Origin of the sequence: Glycomyces lechevalierae, assembly GCF_027622945.1 — a bacterium.
In the GTDB taxonomy this organism is placed as follows: Bacteria; Actinomycetota; Actinomycetes; order Mycobacteriales; family Micromonosporaceae; genus Glycomyces; species Glycomyces rutgersensis.
Genome location: NZ_JAPZVQ010000003.1, coordinates 198,025 through 213,252, shown reverse-complemented (window position 1 = coordinate 213,252; position 15,228 = coordinate 198,025). Strand labels below are relative to the sequence as shown.

15 protein-coding genes are annotated in these 15,228 nt (G+C 70.2%); 5 read left to right on the top strand and 10 right to left on the bottom strand.

Features of this window, described 5'->3' with window-relative positions; all coding sequences use genetic code 11:
• Positions 1-17: 17 nt before the first annotated feature.
• The 3 genes from O2L01_RS07310 to O2L01_RS07300 all read left to right on the top strand — a co-directional run bounded on the left by O2L01_RS07310 (position 18) and on the right by O2L01_RS07300 (position 1,517).
• On the top strand, positions 18-704 hold the full coding sequence (locus tag O2L01_RS07310; protein ID WP_344469158.1) for an IclR family transcriptional regulator: 687 nt from the start codon (positions 18-20) through the stop codon (positions 702-704).
• Between the two features lie 133 nt (positions 705-837).
• Positions 838-1,113 (top strand): type II toxin-antitoxin system Phd/YefM family antitoxin, encoded by a 276-nt coding sequence (locus tag O2L01_RS07305; protein ID WP_270121260.1) that lies wholly within the window; start codon positions 838-840, stop codon positions 1,111-1,113.
• Positions 1,110-1,517: a type II toxin-antitoxin system VapC family toxin gene (locus O2L01_RS07300; RefSeq protein ID WP_270121259.1), complete on the top strand. Its 408-nt coding sequence runs from the start codon at positions 1,110-1,112 to the stop codon at positions 1,515-1,517. The genes O2L01_RS07305 and O2L01_RS07300 overlap by 4 nt, the downstream gene beginning before the upstream one ends.
• Here O2L01_RS07300 and O2L01_RS07295 read toward each other — a convergent pair.
• The 7 genes from O2L01_RS07295 to hppD all read right to left on the bottom strand — a co-directional run bounded on the left by O2L01_RS07295 (position 1,514) and on the right by hppD (position 10,629).
• Positions 1,514-2,308 (bottom strand): CHAD domain-containing protein, encoded by a 795-nt coding sequence (locus O2L01_RS07295; protein WP_270121258.1) that lies wholly within the window; start codon positions 2,306-2,308, stop codon positions 1,514-1,516. The two genes, O2L01_RS07300 and O2L01_RS07295, sit on opposite strands and share 4 nt — an antisense overlap.
• A 117-nt stretch (positions 2,309-2,425) precedes the next feature.
• Positions 2,426-3,964: a histidine ammonia-lyase gene (gene hutH / locus O2L01_RS07290; protein WP_270121257.1), complete on the bottom strand. Its 1,539-nt coding sequence runs from the start codon at positions 3,962-3,964 to the stop codon at positions 2,426-2,428.
• Positions 3,965-3,973: 9 nt separating this feature from the next.
• On the bottom strand, positions 3,974-5,119 hold the full coding sequence (hutI, locus tag O2L01_RS07285; RefSeq protein WP_270121256.1) for an imidazolonepropionase: 1,146 nt from the start codon (positions 5,117-5,119) through the stop codon (positions 3,974-3,976).
• Between the two features lie 109 nt (positions 5,120-5,228).
• Positions 5,229-6,524, bottom strand: a complete 1,296-nt coding sequence (locus O2L01_RS07280) for a formimidoylglutamate deiminase (RefSeq protein ID WP_270121255.1) — start codon at positions 6,522-6,524, stop codon at positions 5,229-5,231.
• Positions 6,518-7,768, bottom strand: coding sequence for an allantoate amidohydrolase (locus O2L01_RS07275; RefSeq protein ID WP_270121254.1), 1,251 nt, complete (start codon positions 7,766-7,768; stop codon positions 6,518-6,520). Before O2L01_RS07275 ends, O2L01_RS07280 begins: the two co-directional genes overlap by 7 nt.
• Positions 7,769-7,798: 30 nt before the next feature.
• Complete coding sequence (gene hutU / locus O2L01_RS07270; RefSeq protein WP_310284471.1) at positions 7,799-9,436, bottom strand: urocanate hydratase; 1,638 nt, start codon at positions 9,434-9,436, stop codon at positions 7,799-7,801.
• Between the two features lie 29 nt (positions 9,437-9,465).
• Positions 9,466-10,629: a 4-hydroxyphenylpyruvate dioxygenase gene (gene hppD / locus O2L01_RS07265; protein ID WP_344469160.1), complete on the bottom strand. Its 1,164-nt coding sequence runs from the start codon at positions 10,627-10,629 to the stop codon at positions 9,466-9,468.
• 162 nt (positions 10,630-10,791) lie between these two features.
• Between hppD and O2L01_RS07260 the strand changes: the two genes are divergently transcribed.
• Positions 10,792-11,277, top strand: a complete 486-nt coding sequence (locus O2L01_RS07260) for an Lrp/AsnC family transcriptional regulator (RefSeq protein WP_270121251.1) — start codon at positions 10,792-10,794, stop codon at positions 11,275-11,277.
• Here O2L01_RS07260 and fahA read toward each other — a convergent pair.
• A complete protein-coding gene (gene fahA / locus O2L01_RS07255; RefSeq protein WP_270121250.1) occupies positions 11,270-12,493 on the bottom strand; it encodes a fumarylacetoacetase in 1,224 nt (407 codons plus the stop codon). The genes O2L01_RS07260 and fahA overlap by 8 nt on opposite strands.
• Positions 12,490-13,305, bottom strand: coding sequence for a hypothetical protein (locus O2L01_RS07250; RefSeq protein ID WP_270121249.1), 816 nt, complete (start codon positions 13,303-13,305; stop codon positions 12,490-12,492). The genes fahA and O2L01_RS07250 overlap by 4 nt, the downstream gene beginning before the upstream one ends.
• A 192-nt stretch (positions 13,306-13,497) precedes the next feature.
• Here O2L01_RS07250 and O2L01_RS07245 point away from each other — a divergent pair, with 192 nt between their 5' ends.
• The gene (locus O2L01_RS07245) at positions 13,498-14,685 is read left to right on the top strand and encodes a homogentisate 1,2-dioxygenase (RefSeq protein WP_270121248.1); all 1,188 of its coding nucleotides are present in this window, start codon (positions 13,498-13,500) and stop codon (positions 14,683-14,685) included.
• A 45-nt stretch (positions 14,686-14,730) separates the two neighbouring features.
• Here O2L01_RS07245 and O2L01_RS07240 read toward each other — a convergent pair whose 3' ends face one another.
• Positions 14,731-15,228, bottom strand: coding sequence for an SUKH-3 domain-containing protein (locus tag O2L01_RS07240; protein ID WP_270121247.1), 498 nt, complete (start codon positions 15,226-15,228; stop codon positions 14,731-14,733).

Here is a 15,228-nt window from a genome sequence, read left to right as displayed (position 1 = left end):
TCGTGAGAACGAATACTATCAGCGGAGTCGGCGTCCTTGACAAGGCGGTGCTCATCCTCACGGCTTGCACCAACGGCGCCAGCCTGGCTGAGCTCGTGCACGAGACCGGGTTGCCCAGGGCAACGGCCCACCGGCTCGCACAGGCCCTCGAAGCCCACGAGATGCTGCAACGCGACCACGAGGGCCGCTGGCGCCCCGGCCCGAAACTCGGCGAGCTCGCCGGGTCGACGGCCGACGTCCTCCTCAGTGCCGCCGAACCGGTGCTCAACCTCCTCCGCGACCAGACTGGCGAATCGACCCAGCTGTACCGCAGGCGGGCCGACGAACGCGTCTGCGTGGCCGCCGCCGAGCGCGCCTCCGGGCTGCGCGACACGGTGCCCGTCGGCGCAGGCCTCCCGATGACGGCCGGCTCGGGCGCGCAGGTGCTGCTCGCGTGGGAACCGCCGGAAGGGATCCTGCCGCTCCTGCCCAAGTGCCGCTTCTCGTCCAAGACCCTCGCCGAGGTCCGCCGCCGCGGCTTCGCGCAGTCGGTCGCCGAACGCGAACCCGGTGTGGTCAGCGTCTCAGCTCCCGTGCGGGACAAGACCGGCCGCGTCGTCGCCGCGATCTCGGTGTCCGGCCCCATAGAGCGTCTCGGACGCCGCCCGGGCGACCGCCTCGGCATGGCCGTCATCCGCGCCGGCCAGAAGCTCTCCGGCCTCTAACCCTTTCCATCGTCAACCCCTGCACGGCCCGGCGGCACCTGTCGCCGGGCCGTAACGCTGCGCGGAGAGCTGCCTCACACGTGAGCAGGCCATGAGCGTGCTAAATTATAGTCAGACTGGTCAGAATTCCGGAATGAGCGGAGGCGGGCCCATGCACTGGCAGGTCCAAGACGCCAAGAAACGCTTCAGCGAGCTCGTCCGCGCCACCAAGACCGAAGGCGCGCAGTTCATCACCCGGCACGGCCGCGAAGAGGCCGTGATCCTGAGCGTGGAGGACTACCGGCGCCTCGCCGGAGCGCCCTCCTTCAAAGCGCTGCTGCGGGAACCGCCGTTCCTCGACGACTTCCCCGACACCTCGGACCTCCGCGCGGAGCTGCCGCGCGAGCAGGACCTGGGGTTCGACCTGTGAGGTACCTGCTCGACACCGACGTCCTGAGCGAGTTGCGAAGGCCGGAGCCGAATCGCGGCGTCATGCGCTGGTACGACGCGACCTCCGACGCCGAGATGCACTTGAGCGTCATGACCATCGGCGAGTTCCGCAAGGGCCTGGCGAGGCTGCGTCGCAAGGACTCCGAACGGGCCGCAGCGCTCGCGCTCTGGCTCGACCATCTGCTGGTCCCGTACGAATCCCGGGTCCTGCCGGTCACGCCGGAGATCGCCAACGTCTGGGGCGAGCTCAACGACCCCGATCCGCTGCCGATCATCGACGCGTACATCGCCGCGACCGCGATCGTCCACGACATGGTCCTCGTGACCCGCAACGTCAACGACTTCCAGCGGACCGGTGCACGGCTGCTGAACCCGTTCGCCTAGCGCACCTCGGTGTCCGCGAGGGCGGCTTGTGCCTTGGCGAGGTGTTTGGCGTGGGCCCGGTGTTCGCGTTCGAGGACCGGGGAATCGGGGGCGTGGGTTTCGAGGTAGCGGATCGCGACCACGTCGTCCTGGCAACGGCCCAGCAGGTTCTGAAGGCGCTTGGCCTCGGCGGCGACCGTCTCGGCGGGTTCGCCGAGGGCCGTCGCGGCCTCGGCGGTGTAGCGGGTCCGCTTGGCGATGTTGCGGGCCTGGTGCCGGGCCTCGTCCGGGTGGGGCGAGGTCGCGATGGCCGCCACGGACACCGCCAGGTCCCGGCGGGCCGCTTCGACGATCGGGGCGAGCACGGCATCGGCGGGCCGCTCGGCGGCCTCGCTGAAAGCCGGGGCCTCGGCCATGTCCCTGGCGGCGGCCAGCAGGTTGGCGGTCCGCTCGCGGGAGCAGGCCTGGATCAAGGGCCCATAGGCGAGGCGTTCCTGCTCCTCCAGGGCCGCGAACCAGTCGGGCCGCTCGTCGCCGAGGCGCTTCGCGAACCGGATCCGCAGCACTTCGAGGTCGCGGACGTTCCCGAGTTCGGTGGCGAGCCAGCGGAGTCGCCGCCGCCTGAGCGGCACCTCGGCGTAGAGCCCGGAGTAGGTCGACAGCAGCGATCGCAGCCGCCTGGTGGCGACGCGCATGCGGTGCACCGCGTCGGGTTCGCGGCGCATGACCGGCTCCCGAAGTCGCTGCAGCGCCTCGGCCTGTACCGCGAAGTACTCGTGCACTCCCGTTCCGGCGCTTGGTGTTTCAGACATCGGCCCTCCCCCGTCGACAGGCCTCCCATTACACAGCACGGCGCCCCGGCTCCCGGAACGGGAGCGGGGCGCTGTGGCTTCTCTGTTCCCTATGCGGCGTATGCCGTTTTCGGTGGCCTATTCGAGCGGGCCGACCGCGGTTTCGATCTCGGCCTTCAGGGTCGGGCCCTCGACGAGGTGTTTGACCTGTTCGATGACCGGGGCGAGGAACTGGTCCGGGCCGGGCTTGCCGGCGATCGGGGCCACGGCGGCGGTCGCGGCGCGGGCGGCCGGGGACGGGATGAGCGGCAGGCGGAGCTGCAGGCCCTGCGTGGCGGCCAGCATCTCGACCGCGAGGAGGGTGCCGAGGTTGTCGAGGATCGTGCGGAGTTTGCAGGCGGCGGCCCAGCCCATCGAGACGTGGTCCTCCTGCATGCCGGAGGTCGGGACCGAGTCGACCGAGGCGGGCGCGGCGAGGCGGCGGTTCTCCGCGACGATGCCCGCGGCCGTGTACTGGGCGATCATCAGCCCCGAGTTCACGCCCGGGTCCGGACTGAGGAACGCGGGCAGGCCGCGGTTGCGGGTCACGTCGAGGAGGCGGTCGACGCGGCGTTCGGAGATCGAGCCGACGTCGGCGGCGGCGATGCCGAGGAAGTCGGCGGCGTAACCGAGCGGCGCGCCGTGGAAGTTGCCGGTGGACTCGACGCGGCCGTCCGGGAGGACCACCGGGTTGTCGACCACTGAGCGGAGCTCTTGGGCCGCCACGGTCTCCGCGTAGGCGAGCACGTCGCGGGCCGCGCCGGCGACCTGCGGGGCGCAGCGCATCGAGTAGGCGTCCTGGACGGCGTGCGCGAGGTCGTTGCGGTGGGAGTCCATGACCTCGGAGTCCTGCAGCAGCCGGTGGATGTTCGCGGCGCTCCTCGCCTGGCCCGGTTGCGGCCGGATCTCGTGCAGCTCGGGCTGGAACGGGCGGTCCGAGCCGAGCATGGCCTCATTGGACAGTGCGGCGCACACGTCGGCCATCGTCAGGAGGTGGCGCAGGTCCGCGACGGCCAGGATGAGCATCCCGAGCATCCCGTCCGTGCCGTTGATCAGCGCCAGCCCTTCCTTGGAGGACAACGTGATCGGCTCGAGCCCCGCGCGTTCGAGGACCGGCCCGGCCTCGAGGCGCGTGCCGTCGGCCGCGCGGACCCAGCCTTCGCCGAGCATGACCAGCGCGCAGTGCGCGAGCGGCGCGAGGTCGCCCGACGCGCCGAGCGAGCCGTGCCGCGGGACCCAAGGGGTGATGTCCGAGTTCAGGAGTCCGGCGAGCGCGTCCGCGATCACGGGGCGGACCCCGGAGCGGCCCATGGCGAGTGAGCGCAGGCGCAGCAGCATCATGGCGCGCACGACCTCGTCGGGCATCGGGTCGCCGACGCCGGCCGCGTGCGAGCGGATGAGCGCGTGCTGCAGCTCGCCGCGACGCTCGGGCTCGACGAAGGTGTTCGCGAGCGCGCCGAAACCGGTCGAGACGCCGTAGACGGGCCGGCCTTCGCGCTCGATCCCGTCCACGATCGCCCGGCTGGCGGCCATGGCCTCGCGAGCCTCGGCGTCGATCACGACCTCGGCGCGGTCGCGGGCCACCGCGATCACCTCCTCAGGGGTGACCGGGGCCGGCTTGATGTGGACTGTGGACATCGCTCCTCCTCAACGCACTATGTCGCCGTCGTGTACGACGGCCTTCACTAGGGGCGTCCCCGGCCGGTAGGCCAGATGGACGTGGCTGGGCGCGTCGAGCACGACCAGATCGGCGCGAGCGCCGACGGATATGCGGCCGATGTCCTTGCGGCGCAGTGCCTTCGCTCCGCCCGCGGTGGCGGCGGTGAGCGCTTCGGCGGGGGTCATGCGCATCTCGCGCACGGCGAGGGCGATGCAGAACGCCATGCTGCTCGTGAACGACGAACCGGGATTGCAGTCGGTCGCGAGGGCCACGGTCACGCCCGCGTCGATGAGGCGGCGGGCGTCCGGATACGGCGAGCGCGTCGAGAACTCCGCGCCCGGCAGGAGGGTCGCGACCGTATCGCCGCTCGCGAGGGCGTCCACGTCGGCGGCGGTGAGGTGCGTGCAGTGGTCGGCGGAGGCCGCGCCGAGCTCGACGGCGAGGCGGACGCCGGGCCCGGCGGTGAGCTGGTTGGCGTGGACGCGCAGGGCCAGACCGGCTTTCGCGCTCGCGGTGAGGACCGCGCGGGCCTGGTCGCCGTCGAAGGCGCCGCGCTCGCAGAACACGTCCGCCCATTTGGCGTGCGGCGCACAGGCTTCGAGCATGGGGCCGCAGGCGAGGGCCGTGTACTCGTCGGGGTCCGCGCCGGACGGGACGGTGTGCGCGCCGAGGTACGTGGTCTCGGCGGTGAACTCGCTCGCGATCTGCAGCGACCGGGCTTCGTCGGCGACGGTGAGGCCGTATCCGGACTTGATCTCCACTGTGGTTGTGCCCTGGGCGAGCATCTCGGTCGTGAGCTGGGAAGTGTTGGCGCGCAAGCCTTCGTCGCTCGCCTCGCGGGTCGCGGCGACGGTGGTGCGGATCCCGCCGCCGGTGTACGGCTCGCCGCTCATGCGCGCGGCGAACTCGGCGCTGCGGTCGCCCGCGAAGACGAGGTGCGCATGGCTGTCGACGAACCCAGGGATCACGGCCCGGCCGCCGGCGTCGAGTCGTTCATCGGTTTCGGGCGCTGCGGTGTTCGGGCCGATCCAGACGATGTGCCCTTCATCGGCGACGACCGCGGCGTCGTGCAGGACGCCGAGTGTCGGGTCAGCGGTGAACAGCTCGCCGATGTTGTCGATCAGGAGGCTCATCGCCGGTCCTTTCGGAAAGCGGTCGAAAGTGTCGGGACGACGGTGGCGCCGGTCGGCGTTCGCTGAAGCGACGAGAGGGGCGCGGCACGTTCGCTGCGATTTGGATCGTTCATGCCCACAGGCCTCCGATCGAGGCTGCGAGTTCCGCGCCCGCGTCAACCCGCAGGTGCCTTCCACCTGCGACGATGCGGCGGCCGTCGGCGATCACGTCGGTGATGTCGGCTGCCGTGGCGGCGTAGACGACTCCGGCAGGATCGATGCCGGCGGTGCGCGGCGTCCCAAGGTCCACGGTGACCAGGTCGGCCCGCGCACCCGGCTCGATGCGGCCCGCGTCAGGCCAGCCGAGGGTGTCGTGCCTGGTCATCGCGTCGAGCAGTTCCTGGGCGGTGAAACGGCCGCGCTCTTCACTGACGAGCCGCTCGTGCATCTCGACCGCGCGCGCCTCCTCGAACATGTCCACAATGGCGTTCGAGTCGGTGCCGAGCGAGAGCCGCACGCCCGCTTCGGCGAGTGCCCGCGCCGGGCCGAGGCCGTCGGCGAGGTCGCGTTCCGTCGTGGGGCAGAAGCACGCGGACGTGCCCGAGCGGCGCAGGAGGTCGATGTCGTGACCGGCGAGGTGGGTGGCGTGGACGGCGGTGAGGTCGGGGCCGAGGAGCCCGCAGCGCTCGAGCAGTTCGGCTGGGCTGCAGCCGTGCTCGAGCCGGCAGGACTCGTTCTCGGAGCGCTGTTCGGAGAGGTGCACGTGGACCGGGCGGCCCTCGGTCGAGCATGCGAACGCGGCGATGGCCTCCTCCGGGACGGCGCGCACCGAGTGCACCGCGCCGCCGATGACCGCGTGCGCGGGCGGCTTGAGCTTGTCGACGCGGTCGAGCCAGGCCTCCAGGCCGCCGTCGCCGAAGCGCCGCTGCGCGGGCTCGAGCGGCAGGCCGAAACCGCCCGCCAGATAAAGAGTGTCGAGCAGGGTGATCCGGATGCCTGCGTCGGCGGCGGCCTGGATCAGGGCCTCCCCCATGGCGTTCGGGTCCGAGTACGGGCGCCCGCCCGGCGAGTGGTGCAGGTAGTGGAACTCCCCCACAGTCGTGATCCCCGCGAGCGCCATCTCGGCGTAGACCCCGCGAGCCAGGCGGTAGTACGAGTCCGGTTCGAGCCGTTCGGATAGGGCGTACATGCCGTCGCGCCACGTCCAGAACGTGCCGGACCCGGTGTGAGTCCGCCCGCGCAGGGCCCGGTGGAACGCGTGCGAGTGCGCGTTCGCGAAGCCCGGGAGGGTCACGCCCGCAAGCACATCGCCGCGCTTCTTGCTGCCTGGCCTCACTTTGGCGATGCGGCCGTCGGCGACCTCGATCGCCACCGACTCGGCCGGGCCGCCCGGAAGCAGGGCGTGCTCGGCCCAGAAGGTCAGCACGCCAGGTCCCGCAGCACGGCCGCGAGCGCGGCGACGCCGGCGGCGCAGTCCTCGTCGCTGGCCGCCTCGCCGGGCGCGTGGGAAATGCCGTGGGGGTTGCGCACGAACAGCATCGCGGTCGGCACGTGCGCCGAGAGCACTCCGGCGTCGTGGCCCGCCGCGGTCGGCAGGATCGGGGCGCCGCCGAGGAGCCCGGCGATCCGGTCGCGCAGGGACGCGTCGAACTCGACGATGGGCGTCTCGGACTCAGGGCTGATCTCGAAGCCGGTGCTGTCCCGACCCGCCCGTTCGGACACTTTGGACACGAAGCCTTCCAGGATCTCGCTCAGCACGGCCTCGTCGGGGGCGCGGGCGTCGAGCCACGCGGTCACGGTCGAGGCGATCGCGTTGGTGGCGTTCGGCTCCACCTCTACGCGGCCGACCGTGGCGACGCCGCCGGCGATCCGGGCCTCCTTGCGGGCGGCGAGGACCGCGAACGCGAACGTCAGCATCGGGTCGCGCCGGTCGGGCAGGCGCGTGGTCCCGGCGTGGTCGGCCGTGCCGGTGAAGACCATGCGCCAGCGGCCGTGCGGCCAGATCGCGGTGGCGACGGACACCGGCGACTCGCTGCCGTCGAGGGCGCGGCCCTGCTCGATGTGCAGCTCGATGAACGCGGCGAGGCGCGCGAGCCGTTCGGGATCGGGCCCGAGGAGGTCGGGCTCGCCGCCCGCCTCGCTCATGGCCTCGGCGAGCGTGACGCCGTCGGGGTCGGTGAGCGCGCGGGCGCGGCCGGGGTCGATCGCGCCGGTCATGAGCCGCGAGCCGAGGCAGGGGACGCCGAAGCGCCCGCCTTCCTCTTCTGTGAACGCGGCGATGCCGATGGGCCGCTTGAGGATCGCACCGTCGGCTTTGAGTTGGTCGACGGCCAGGAACGCCGAGACGATCCCGAGCGGGCCGTCGTACGCGCCGCCGTGCGGGACCGAGTCGAAGTGGCTGCCGGTCAGGACCGCGCCGTGCGGATGCGGCGCGTCCGGATCGATGACCTGCTCCTTCTCCGCGTCCCACCACGCGTAGAGGTTGCCGTTGCGGTCCTCCTCGTAGCGCAGGCCGCGCCGCTTCGCCTGGGTGTGGAACCAGGTACGGAGGTCCAGGTCCGGCTCGGTCCAGGAGAACCGCACGTACCCGCCCGGCTCTCCCCCGGCAGACGCCGCGCGGCCGATCGGCTCGATCTCATTCCACAGTCGACGGAACTCGCCCGTGTCCATGTCAATCCCCGTTTCAGTTGCGGCCGCGGCTCAGGACTCCTTGAGCGGTACGCGGACCCCGTGATCCTCCGCCACCGCCTCGGCCTCCTCGTAACCGGCGTCCACGTGCCGGATCACGCCCATCGCCGGGTCGTTCAAGAGCACCCGTGCGAGTTTTTCGGCCGCGAGCGGCGTCCCGTCGGCCACGGTGACCTGCCCGGCGTGGATGGACCGGCCGATGCCGACCCCGCCGCCGTGGTGGATCGAGACCCAGCTCGCGCCCGACGCGGTGTTGACGAGGGCGTTGAGCAGCGGCCAGTCCGCGATCGCGTCCGAGCCGTCCTTCATCCCCTCGGTCTCGCGGTAAGGGCTGGCGACCGAGCCGCAGTCGAGGTGGTCGCGGCCGATCACGATGGGGGCCTTGAGGGTCCCGTCCGCGACCATTTCGTTGAAGCGCACCCCGGCGACGTCCCGCTCGCCGTGCCCGAGCCAGCAGATCCGGGCCGGGAGGCCCTGGAACGCGACGCGCTCGCGGGCGAGCGAGATCCACCGGTGCAGGCTGCGGTTCTCCGGGAACAGGTCGAGCACGGCCTGGTCGGTCGCGGCGATGTCCGCCGGGTCGCCCGAGAGGGCCACCCACCTGAAGGGGCCCTTGCCTTCGCAGAACAGCGGCCGGATGTACGCGGGGACGAAACCGGGGAACGCGAAGGCGCGCTTGCAGCCCCCGAGGAAGGCCTCGCTGCGGATCGAGTTGCCGTAGTCGAACACCTCGGCGCCCGCGTCCAGGAAGCCGACCATGGCGGCCACGTGGTAGGCCATGGACTCCCGTGCGCGGTCGGTGAAACCGTCCGCGTCGGCCCGCGCGAGCTCGGCCGCCTCGGCGTGGTCGACTCCGGCGGGCACATAGGACAGCGGGTCGTGCGCGGAGGTCTGGTCGGTGACGATGTCGATCTCCACGCCCCGGCGCAGCAGCTCGGGGAAGACCTCGGCGGCGTTGCCGACCACGCCGATCGACTTCGCCTCGCCACTGCGCTTGGCGGCCAAGGCCTGTGCGACGGCGTCGTCGAGATCGGCCGCGACCGTGTCGAGGTAGCGGGTGCGCACGCGCCGCTCCAGACGTTCCGGATCGACCTCGACGATCAGGCACACGCCCTCGTTCATCGTGACGGCGAGCGGCTGCGCGCCGCCCATGCCGCCGCAGCCGGCCGTCAGCGTGAGCGTCCCTTTGAGACTCCCACCGAAGCGTTTCTCCGCGACCGCCGCGAACGTCTCGTACGTGCCCTGCAGGATCCCCTGCGTGCCGATGTAGATCCACGAACCGGCGGTCATCTGGCCGTACATCGTCAACCCGAGCGATTCGAGGCGCCGGAACTCGGGCCACGTGGCCCAGTCCGGCACCAGGTTCGAGTTGGCGATGAGCACGCGCGGCGCCCACTCGTGGGTGCGCATCACGCCGACCGCGCGGCCGCTCTGCACCAGCAGCGTCTCGTCCGCCTCAAGCGTGAGGAGGGTCCGCAGGATCGCCTTCAGGTCGTCCCGGCTGCGCGCCGCCTTGCCGGTCCCGCCGTAGACCACCAGGTCGTCGGGGCGCTCGGCCACCTCAGGATCGAGGTTGTTCTGGAGCATCCGGTACGCCGCCTCCGCCTGCCAGGTCTTGCAGTGCAGGTCAGGGCCGTGTGGTGCGTGCATGTATCCGCTCCCCGTCAGTGCCGGATCGATCACAGATTGCCGCGCTTGGCCTGCTCCTTCTCCAAGGCCTCGAACAGGGCCTTGAAGTTGCCCTTGCCGAAGCTCAGCGAGCCGTGGCGCTCAATGATCTCGTAGAACATTGTCGGCCGATCCTGTTGCGGCTTGGTGAAGATCTGGAGCATATAGCCGTCTTCATCGCGGTCCACCAGGACGCGCCGCGCCTGCAGCTCCTCGATCGGCACCCGCACCTCGCCGATGCGTTCACGCAGCTCAGGGTCCTCGTAGTAGGCGTCAGGAGCCTCCAGGAACTCCACTCCGCGATCGCGCATCGCGTCGACGGCCGCGAGGATGTCGCTGGTCGCGAGCGCAATGTGCTGGACGCCGGGGCCGCCGTAGAACTCCAGGTACTCGTCGATCTGAGACTTCTTCTTGCCCTCGGCGGGCTCGTTGATCGGGAACTTGATCTTGCGGCTGCCGTTCGCGACGACCTTGCTCATGAGCGCGGAGTACTCGGTGGCGATGGCGTCGTCGACGAACTCGACGATGTTCGTGAAGCCCATGACCCGCTCGTAGTACTTGACCCATTCGCGCATCTTGCCGAGCTCGACGTTGCCCACGACGTGGTCGATGGCCTGGAAGAAGCGCTTCTGCGGCGGCGCGACCATCGGTTCGGCCGCGACGAAGCCGGGCAGGAACGGGCCGTCGTAGTTCGACCGGTCGATGAGGACGTTCCGGGTCTCGCCGTAGGTGCCGATGACGGCGCGGCGGACTGTGCCGTGCTCGTCGGTGAGGTCGTGGGGCTCCTCGATCGCTATGGCGCCCTGCTCGATCGCGTGCTTGTAGTTGTCGTCCACATCGGGCACTTCGAGGGCGACCTCGATGACGCCGTCGCCGTGCGCGGCGTAGTGCCTGGTCGCCTCGGCGTCGGCGGTGACCCCGCCGGCGAGGACGAAGACGACGCCGCCGGACTTGAGCGCGAATTCGGCGTGGTCGCGGAAGCCCTGCTCGGGGCCGCGGTAGGCGAAGAGCGTCATCCCGAAGGCGGTGGAGTAGTAGTGGGCGGCCTGGCGGGCGTTGCCGACGTAGTAGCGGACGTGGTCCCAGCCCTTGATCGGGAAGGCGTCCTCGCGGATGTCGTGTTCGACGGCTCCGACCAGGTCGGCATCAGTGGAGCGGTTGGCAGTGTCGACCATGGCGGCCTCCTCGTCCTCGGTGCTCATTTCCGGCTCGCAAGCATCGCCGGGATGGGCGGTCGACTTGATCATTGTTCAGATCCTGGGACTGGGCAAGCAGTGAGTTTCCTGATGGTCATCTTGCACAGATCTACCAGATGTCTGGCCCATACACTGGTCAATATGACTAACGAAGCAGGGATCGATGCGCTCGACGCGAGACTCATCGAGCTTCTCGAGGCGGAGCCGCGGATCGGCGTGCTGGAGTGCTCGCGGAGGCTGGGGGTGGCGCGCGGGACGGTGCAGGCGCGGCTCGACAAGCTGACCGAGCGCGCGGTGGTGCGGGACTTCGGGCCGAGGGTCGAGCCCGCGGCGCTCGGGTATCCGGTGACGGCGTTCGTGACGTTGGAGCTGCGGCAGGCCGTCGGGCACGAGCACATGGCGCAGCGGCTCGCGAGGATTCCGGAAGTGCTTGAGGCGCATACGGTGACGGGGCAGGGCGACATGCTGTGCCGGATCGTGGCGCGCACGAACGCCGAGCTGCAGGGCGTGATCGACCGGGTGCTGGCGAGCGAGGGGGTCCAGCGGGCGACGACCGTGATCGCGCTGGCCGAGCAGATCCCGTACCGGACCCTCCCGCTCGTCAAGCAGGCCGCGGACCTCAGCTGAGTGCGGGCAGGATCGTCCCGCTCACCTCGCCCAGGCCGATCTGGCCGCCGTTCACGCTGCGGGCGGTCGCGTTGATGACGACCGTGTCGCCGTCCTCCAGGAATGCGCGCGTCTCGCCCTCGCCGAGGTTGACCGGGTCCTTCCCTCCCCAAGTGAGTTCGAGGAACGAGCCGCGCTGGTCCGGCTCCGGACCCGAGACCGTCCCGGACGCGTACAGATCCCCCGTGCGCAGCGAAGCGCCGTTCACGGTCATGTGCGCGAGCATCTGCGCCGGGGTCCAGTACATGCCGCCGAACGGCGGCCGCGAGACCTCGGTCCCGTTCCAGCGCACGGACATCGCCAGGTCGTACCCGAACCGCTCGGCCTCCTGCAGGTACCCGAGCGGGGCCGGGTCCTGCACGGGTGCAGCGGTCTTCGCGCCCGCCAGCGCGTCGAGGGGCGTGACCCAGTGCCCGATCGAGGTTGCGAAGGACTTGCCGAGGAACGGCCCGAGCGGGACGTACTCCCAGGCCTGGATGTCGCGGGCGGACCAGTCGTTGACGAGGACCGCGCCGAAGACGTGCTCGGTGAAGTCGTCCGGGCTGACCGGGGTGCCGAGTTCGGTGCCGACGCCGACGACGAAGCCCACCTCGGTCTCGATGTCAAGGCGCACACTCGGGCCGAATTCGAGCGGGCCGTCCTTGGCCTTGCGCTGCCCGCGCGGGCGGATGATCGGGGTGCCGGAGGGAACGACCGTGCCGGCGCGGCCGTGGTAGCCGACCGGGAGGTGCTTCCAGTTGGGCAGCAAAGGTTCGGCGTCGGGACGGAAGAGCCGGCCGAGGTTCGTCGCGTGGTCCTCGGAGGCGTAGAAGTCCACATAGTCCGACACGGCGAACGGGAGGTGCATGCGGGCCTTGGCGACCGGGGTGAGGAGGGTCGCGGACTGGTCCTGGAAGCGGCGGTCGCTGAGCAGTTCGGTGAGCTGGTGGCGGACGAGGCGCCACGCGGGCGGGCCCATGGCCATGAAGCCGTTCAGGTCGTGCTCGTGGAACGCGGGGCGGATCCAGGGCAGGAAGAACGTGCCGGTGGCGAGGGCGCGCAGGTCGAGGACCTGGTCGCCGATGCGGACGCCGATGCGGGGGCCGGGGTCCTTGGCGGTGGAGAAGACGCCGTACGGGAGGTGGTCGAGGCCGAAGGGGCCGAGGTCGGCGCCCTCGACCCAGCTGGTGGCGGTCATACGGTGTCCCTTTTGTTCGAGGTCCCTCGGTGCAGGAGTCCCAGTTCGGTGAGGTCGCTGAGCGGTTCGTCGATGCTGCAGGAGCCGTAGCCGGTCCAGAGGGCGCGGGGACGCTGCAGGACGCGGCGGGCGCGTTCGGCGAGATCGGCGGTGTCGGTGGAGGCGAGGGTCGCGGCGAGGTCGGCGGTCAGTGCGCCGTCGGAGGCGTCGGCGGCCGCGACCAGGACGTTCAGGAAGCCGTGGTGGTCGAAGCCGGTGGCGGGGTCGCGGTGGCGGACGGCCTGGTGGAGCCCTGCCGTGAGCTTGAACTGGAGCCCGCGGAGGCGGCAGCCGGCGATCGCGGCGGCCAGGGTCTCGGGCGCGGGGAAGAACTCGGCGGCGAGTCCGCCTGTGCGGAACTTCGGGGTGAACCCGGTGGGCCGCACGGCGTCGAGGGCGTCGTCGCCGAAGGGCAGTTCGGCGTAGACGGGTTTGCCCCAGGCGGGCGCGTGCGCGGTGAGGTGTTCGAGCGCGTGCCGCGACTCGTAGTGCAGGACCTCGACCTGCGGCGGGAGTGCGGACACGTCAGCGGCGACCCGTTCGAGCTCGCCGTCGACGATGACGCCGATGCGCAGCGGGCCGCGTCCCAGGTGCTCACTGAGCTCGGCGAGCCGGGACTGCGGTACCAAGAGCGGGCCGATCATGGCCTCGTACCAGGACTGGCGGTACCCGCGGTGGGCGGGGACGGCCGTTTCCATGGGCGCGCTGCCTGGTGGGAAGAGCGCCGCGTCGTCGATCAGGCCCCGCAGCATCGCGGGTATCGGTCCAACCATGAGCCGAGCCTAGGGCTTCGGTGCGGCTCCGGTCCAGCGCTCCGCGCAGCTCGTGCGCGAACGGGCCCGGTCCACGCGCGGGTGCGCGCGGACCACTCGAAATCGAACGGCCGGAAGGTTATCCTCAGGGCATAACCGCCGCCGAGCGGGCGTCACCCTCGCCCGCCGACGCGTACCGACAAAGGAGTCGACGTGCCGTTCTACCGTTCCGTCGGGCAGATCCCCGACAAGCGACACACGCAGTTCCGCCAGGACGACGGGAGCCTGTACTCCGAGGAGCTGATGGGCCAGGAGGGGTTCTCCTCGGACTCCTCGCTGCTCTACCACCGCTTCCGGCCGACCGCGATCTCCTCCAGCACCGAGCACCGGCCCGAGAAGGCCGAGCCGGTCGCGAACCACCCCCTCAAGCCCCGGCACTTCCGCACCCACAAGCTCAACGGCGGCCCCGGCGACGCGATCTTCGGCCGCAACCATTTGCTGTCCAATGCGGACTGCCGCATCTCGTACGCGGTCGCGACCGATCCGTCCCCCCTGTACCGCAACGCGATCGGCGATGAGTGCATCTACGTCGAGGCCGGCGCGGCGCGCGTCGAGACCTCGTTCGGCGCCATCGACATCGGCCAGGGCGACTACCTGATCATGCCGATGTCCACGATCTACCGGGTCGTCCCTACTGGCCCGGAAGCCCTCCGCACTCTGGTGGTCGAGTCGACGGGCCACATCACCCCGCCGAAGCGCTATCTGAGCGTCCGGGGCCAATTCCTCGAACACTCCCCCTACTGCGAACGCGACTTGCGAAGCCCGGAGGAACCCCTCCTGGTCGAAGGCGAAGACGTCGACGTCTACGTCCAGCACCGCGGCCGCGGCTCGGCGACGCTCTGGACGAAGTTCACGTACGCCCACCACCCGTTCGACGTGGTCGGCTGGGACGGCTGCCTCTACCCGTGGGTCTTCTCGATCCACGACTTCGAGCCGATCACCGGCCGCATCCACCAGCCCCCGCCCGCGCACCAGGTCTTCCAGGGCCCGAACTTCGTCATCTGCAACTTCGTGCCGCGCAAGGTGGACTACCACCCGGACGCGATCCCGGTGCCCTACAACCACCACAACGTCGACTCCGACGAGGTGATGTTCTACTGCGGCGGCAACTACGAGGCCCGCCGCGGGTCCGGCATCGAGCAGGGCTCCATCTCCTTGCACCCGTCCGGCTTCACCCACGGCCCCCAGCCCGGCGCCCCCGAGCGCTCGATCGGCGCCGACTACTTCGACGAACTCGCCGTCATGGTCGACACCTTCCGCCCTCTCGAACTCTGCCAGCCCGCCATCGACGTGGAGGACACGAACTACGCCTGGACCTGGAACCGCGACCCCGCCCAATGAATCGTCCCTGAGTCGTCCGTGCTTCGGCCTGGCGCCCTGTTCCCTCTATGAAGTCGATGGCCAGGGCTTTGCCCCAGGCCGGAGCACCCTCAGGCAGACCAGCGGCCTGTGTGCTCGCACGGCAAACTCAATGGCACTTTCGAGGGAAGTACCGAGCTCCCATATCCACTCCAGTCCGGTTGCAACCGTCCATCCATCTCCACGAATAAAAACGCTGGAACCGCTCAGCCATTCCGCGAAGGGATACCATGATCCCCCAAGCTCCCTTTCCAGTTCTTCGGCAAGCACACGATGACCAGATCCCGCCAAGATCGGATCAACGATAAGCGGCGCATCATTACTGAAATTCGGACCGAACTCGTTGCTCGGCATGATCTCGAGCCCACCAAACGAGCGAAGAGCCGAGTCAGCAACCTGAGATAGATCATAGCCCTGAAGGCGTAGTTCCTCCACCCATCGATCTATATCAAATTGACGGTTCACACTCCAACCCGATCGAGCCAAAACATCCAGCGTTTGTCGACTAAAAGTTTCCGCGTGCAT

Bases quoted from the DNA above. Each gene is read 5' to 3' on its own strand.
- O2L01_RS07305 (WP_270121260.1), top strand. From the start codon at position 838: ATGAGCGGAGGCGGGCCCATGCACTGGCAGGTCCAAGACGCCAAGAAA.
- O2L01_RS07295 (WP_270121258.1), bottom strand. From the start codon at position 2,308: ATGTCTGAAACACCAAGCGCCGGAACGGGAGTGCACGAGTACTTCGCG.
- hutH (WP_270121257.1), bottom strand. From the start codon at position 3,964: ATGTCCACAGTCCACATCAAGCCGGCCCCGGTCACCCCTGAGGAGGTG.
- hutI (WP_270121256.1), bottom strand. From the start codon at position 5,119: ATGAGCCTCCTGATCGACAACATCGGCGAGCTGTTCACCGCTGACCCG.
- O2L01_RS07275 (WP_270121254.1), bottom strand. From the start codon at position 7,768: ATGGACACGGGCGAGTTCCGTCGACTGTGGAATGAGATCGAGCCGATC.
- hutU (WP_310284471.1), bottom strand. From the start codon at position 9,436: ATGCACGCACCACACGGCCCTGACCTGCACTGCAAGACCTGGCAGGCG.
- hppD (WP_344469160.1), bottom strand. From the start codon at position 10,629: ATGGTCGACACTGCCAACCGCTCCACTGATGCCGACCTGGTCGGAGCC.
- O2L01_RS07260 (WP_270121251.1), top strand. From the start codon at position 10,792: ATGACTAACGAAGCAGGGATCGATGCGCTCGACGCGAGACTCATCGAG.
- fahA (WP_270121250.1), bottom strand. From the start codon at position 12,493: ATGACCGCCACCAGCTGGGTCGAGGGCGCCGACCTCGGCCCCTTCGGC.
- O2L01_RS07250 (WP_270121249.1), bottom strand. From the start codon at position 13,305: ATGGTTGGACCGATACCCGCGATGCTGCGGGGCCTGATCGACGACGCG.
- O2L01_RS07240 (WP_270121247.1), bottom strand. From the start codon at position 15,228: ATGCACGCGGAAACTTTTAGTCGACAAACGCTGGATGTTTTGGCTCGA.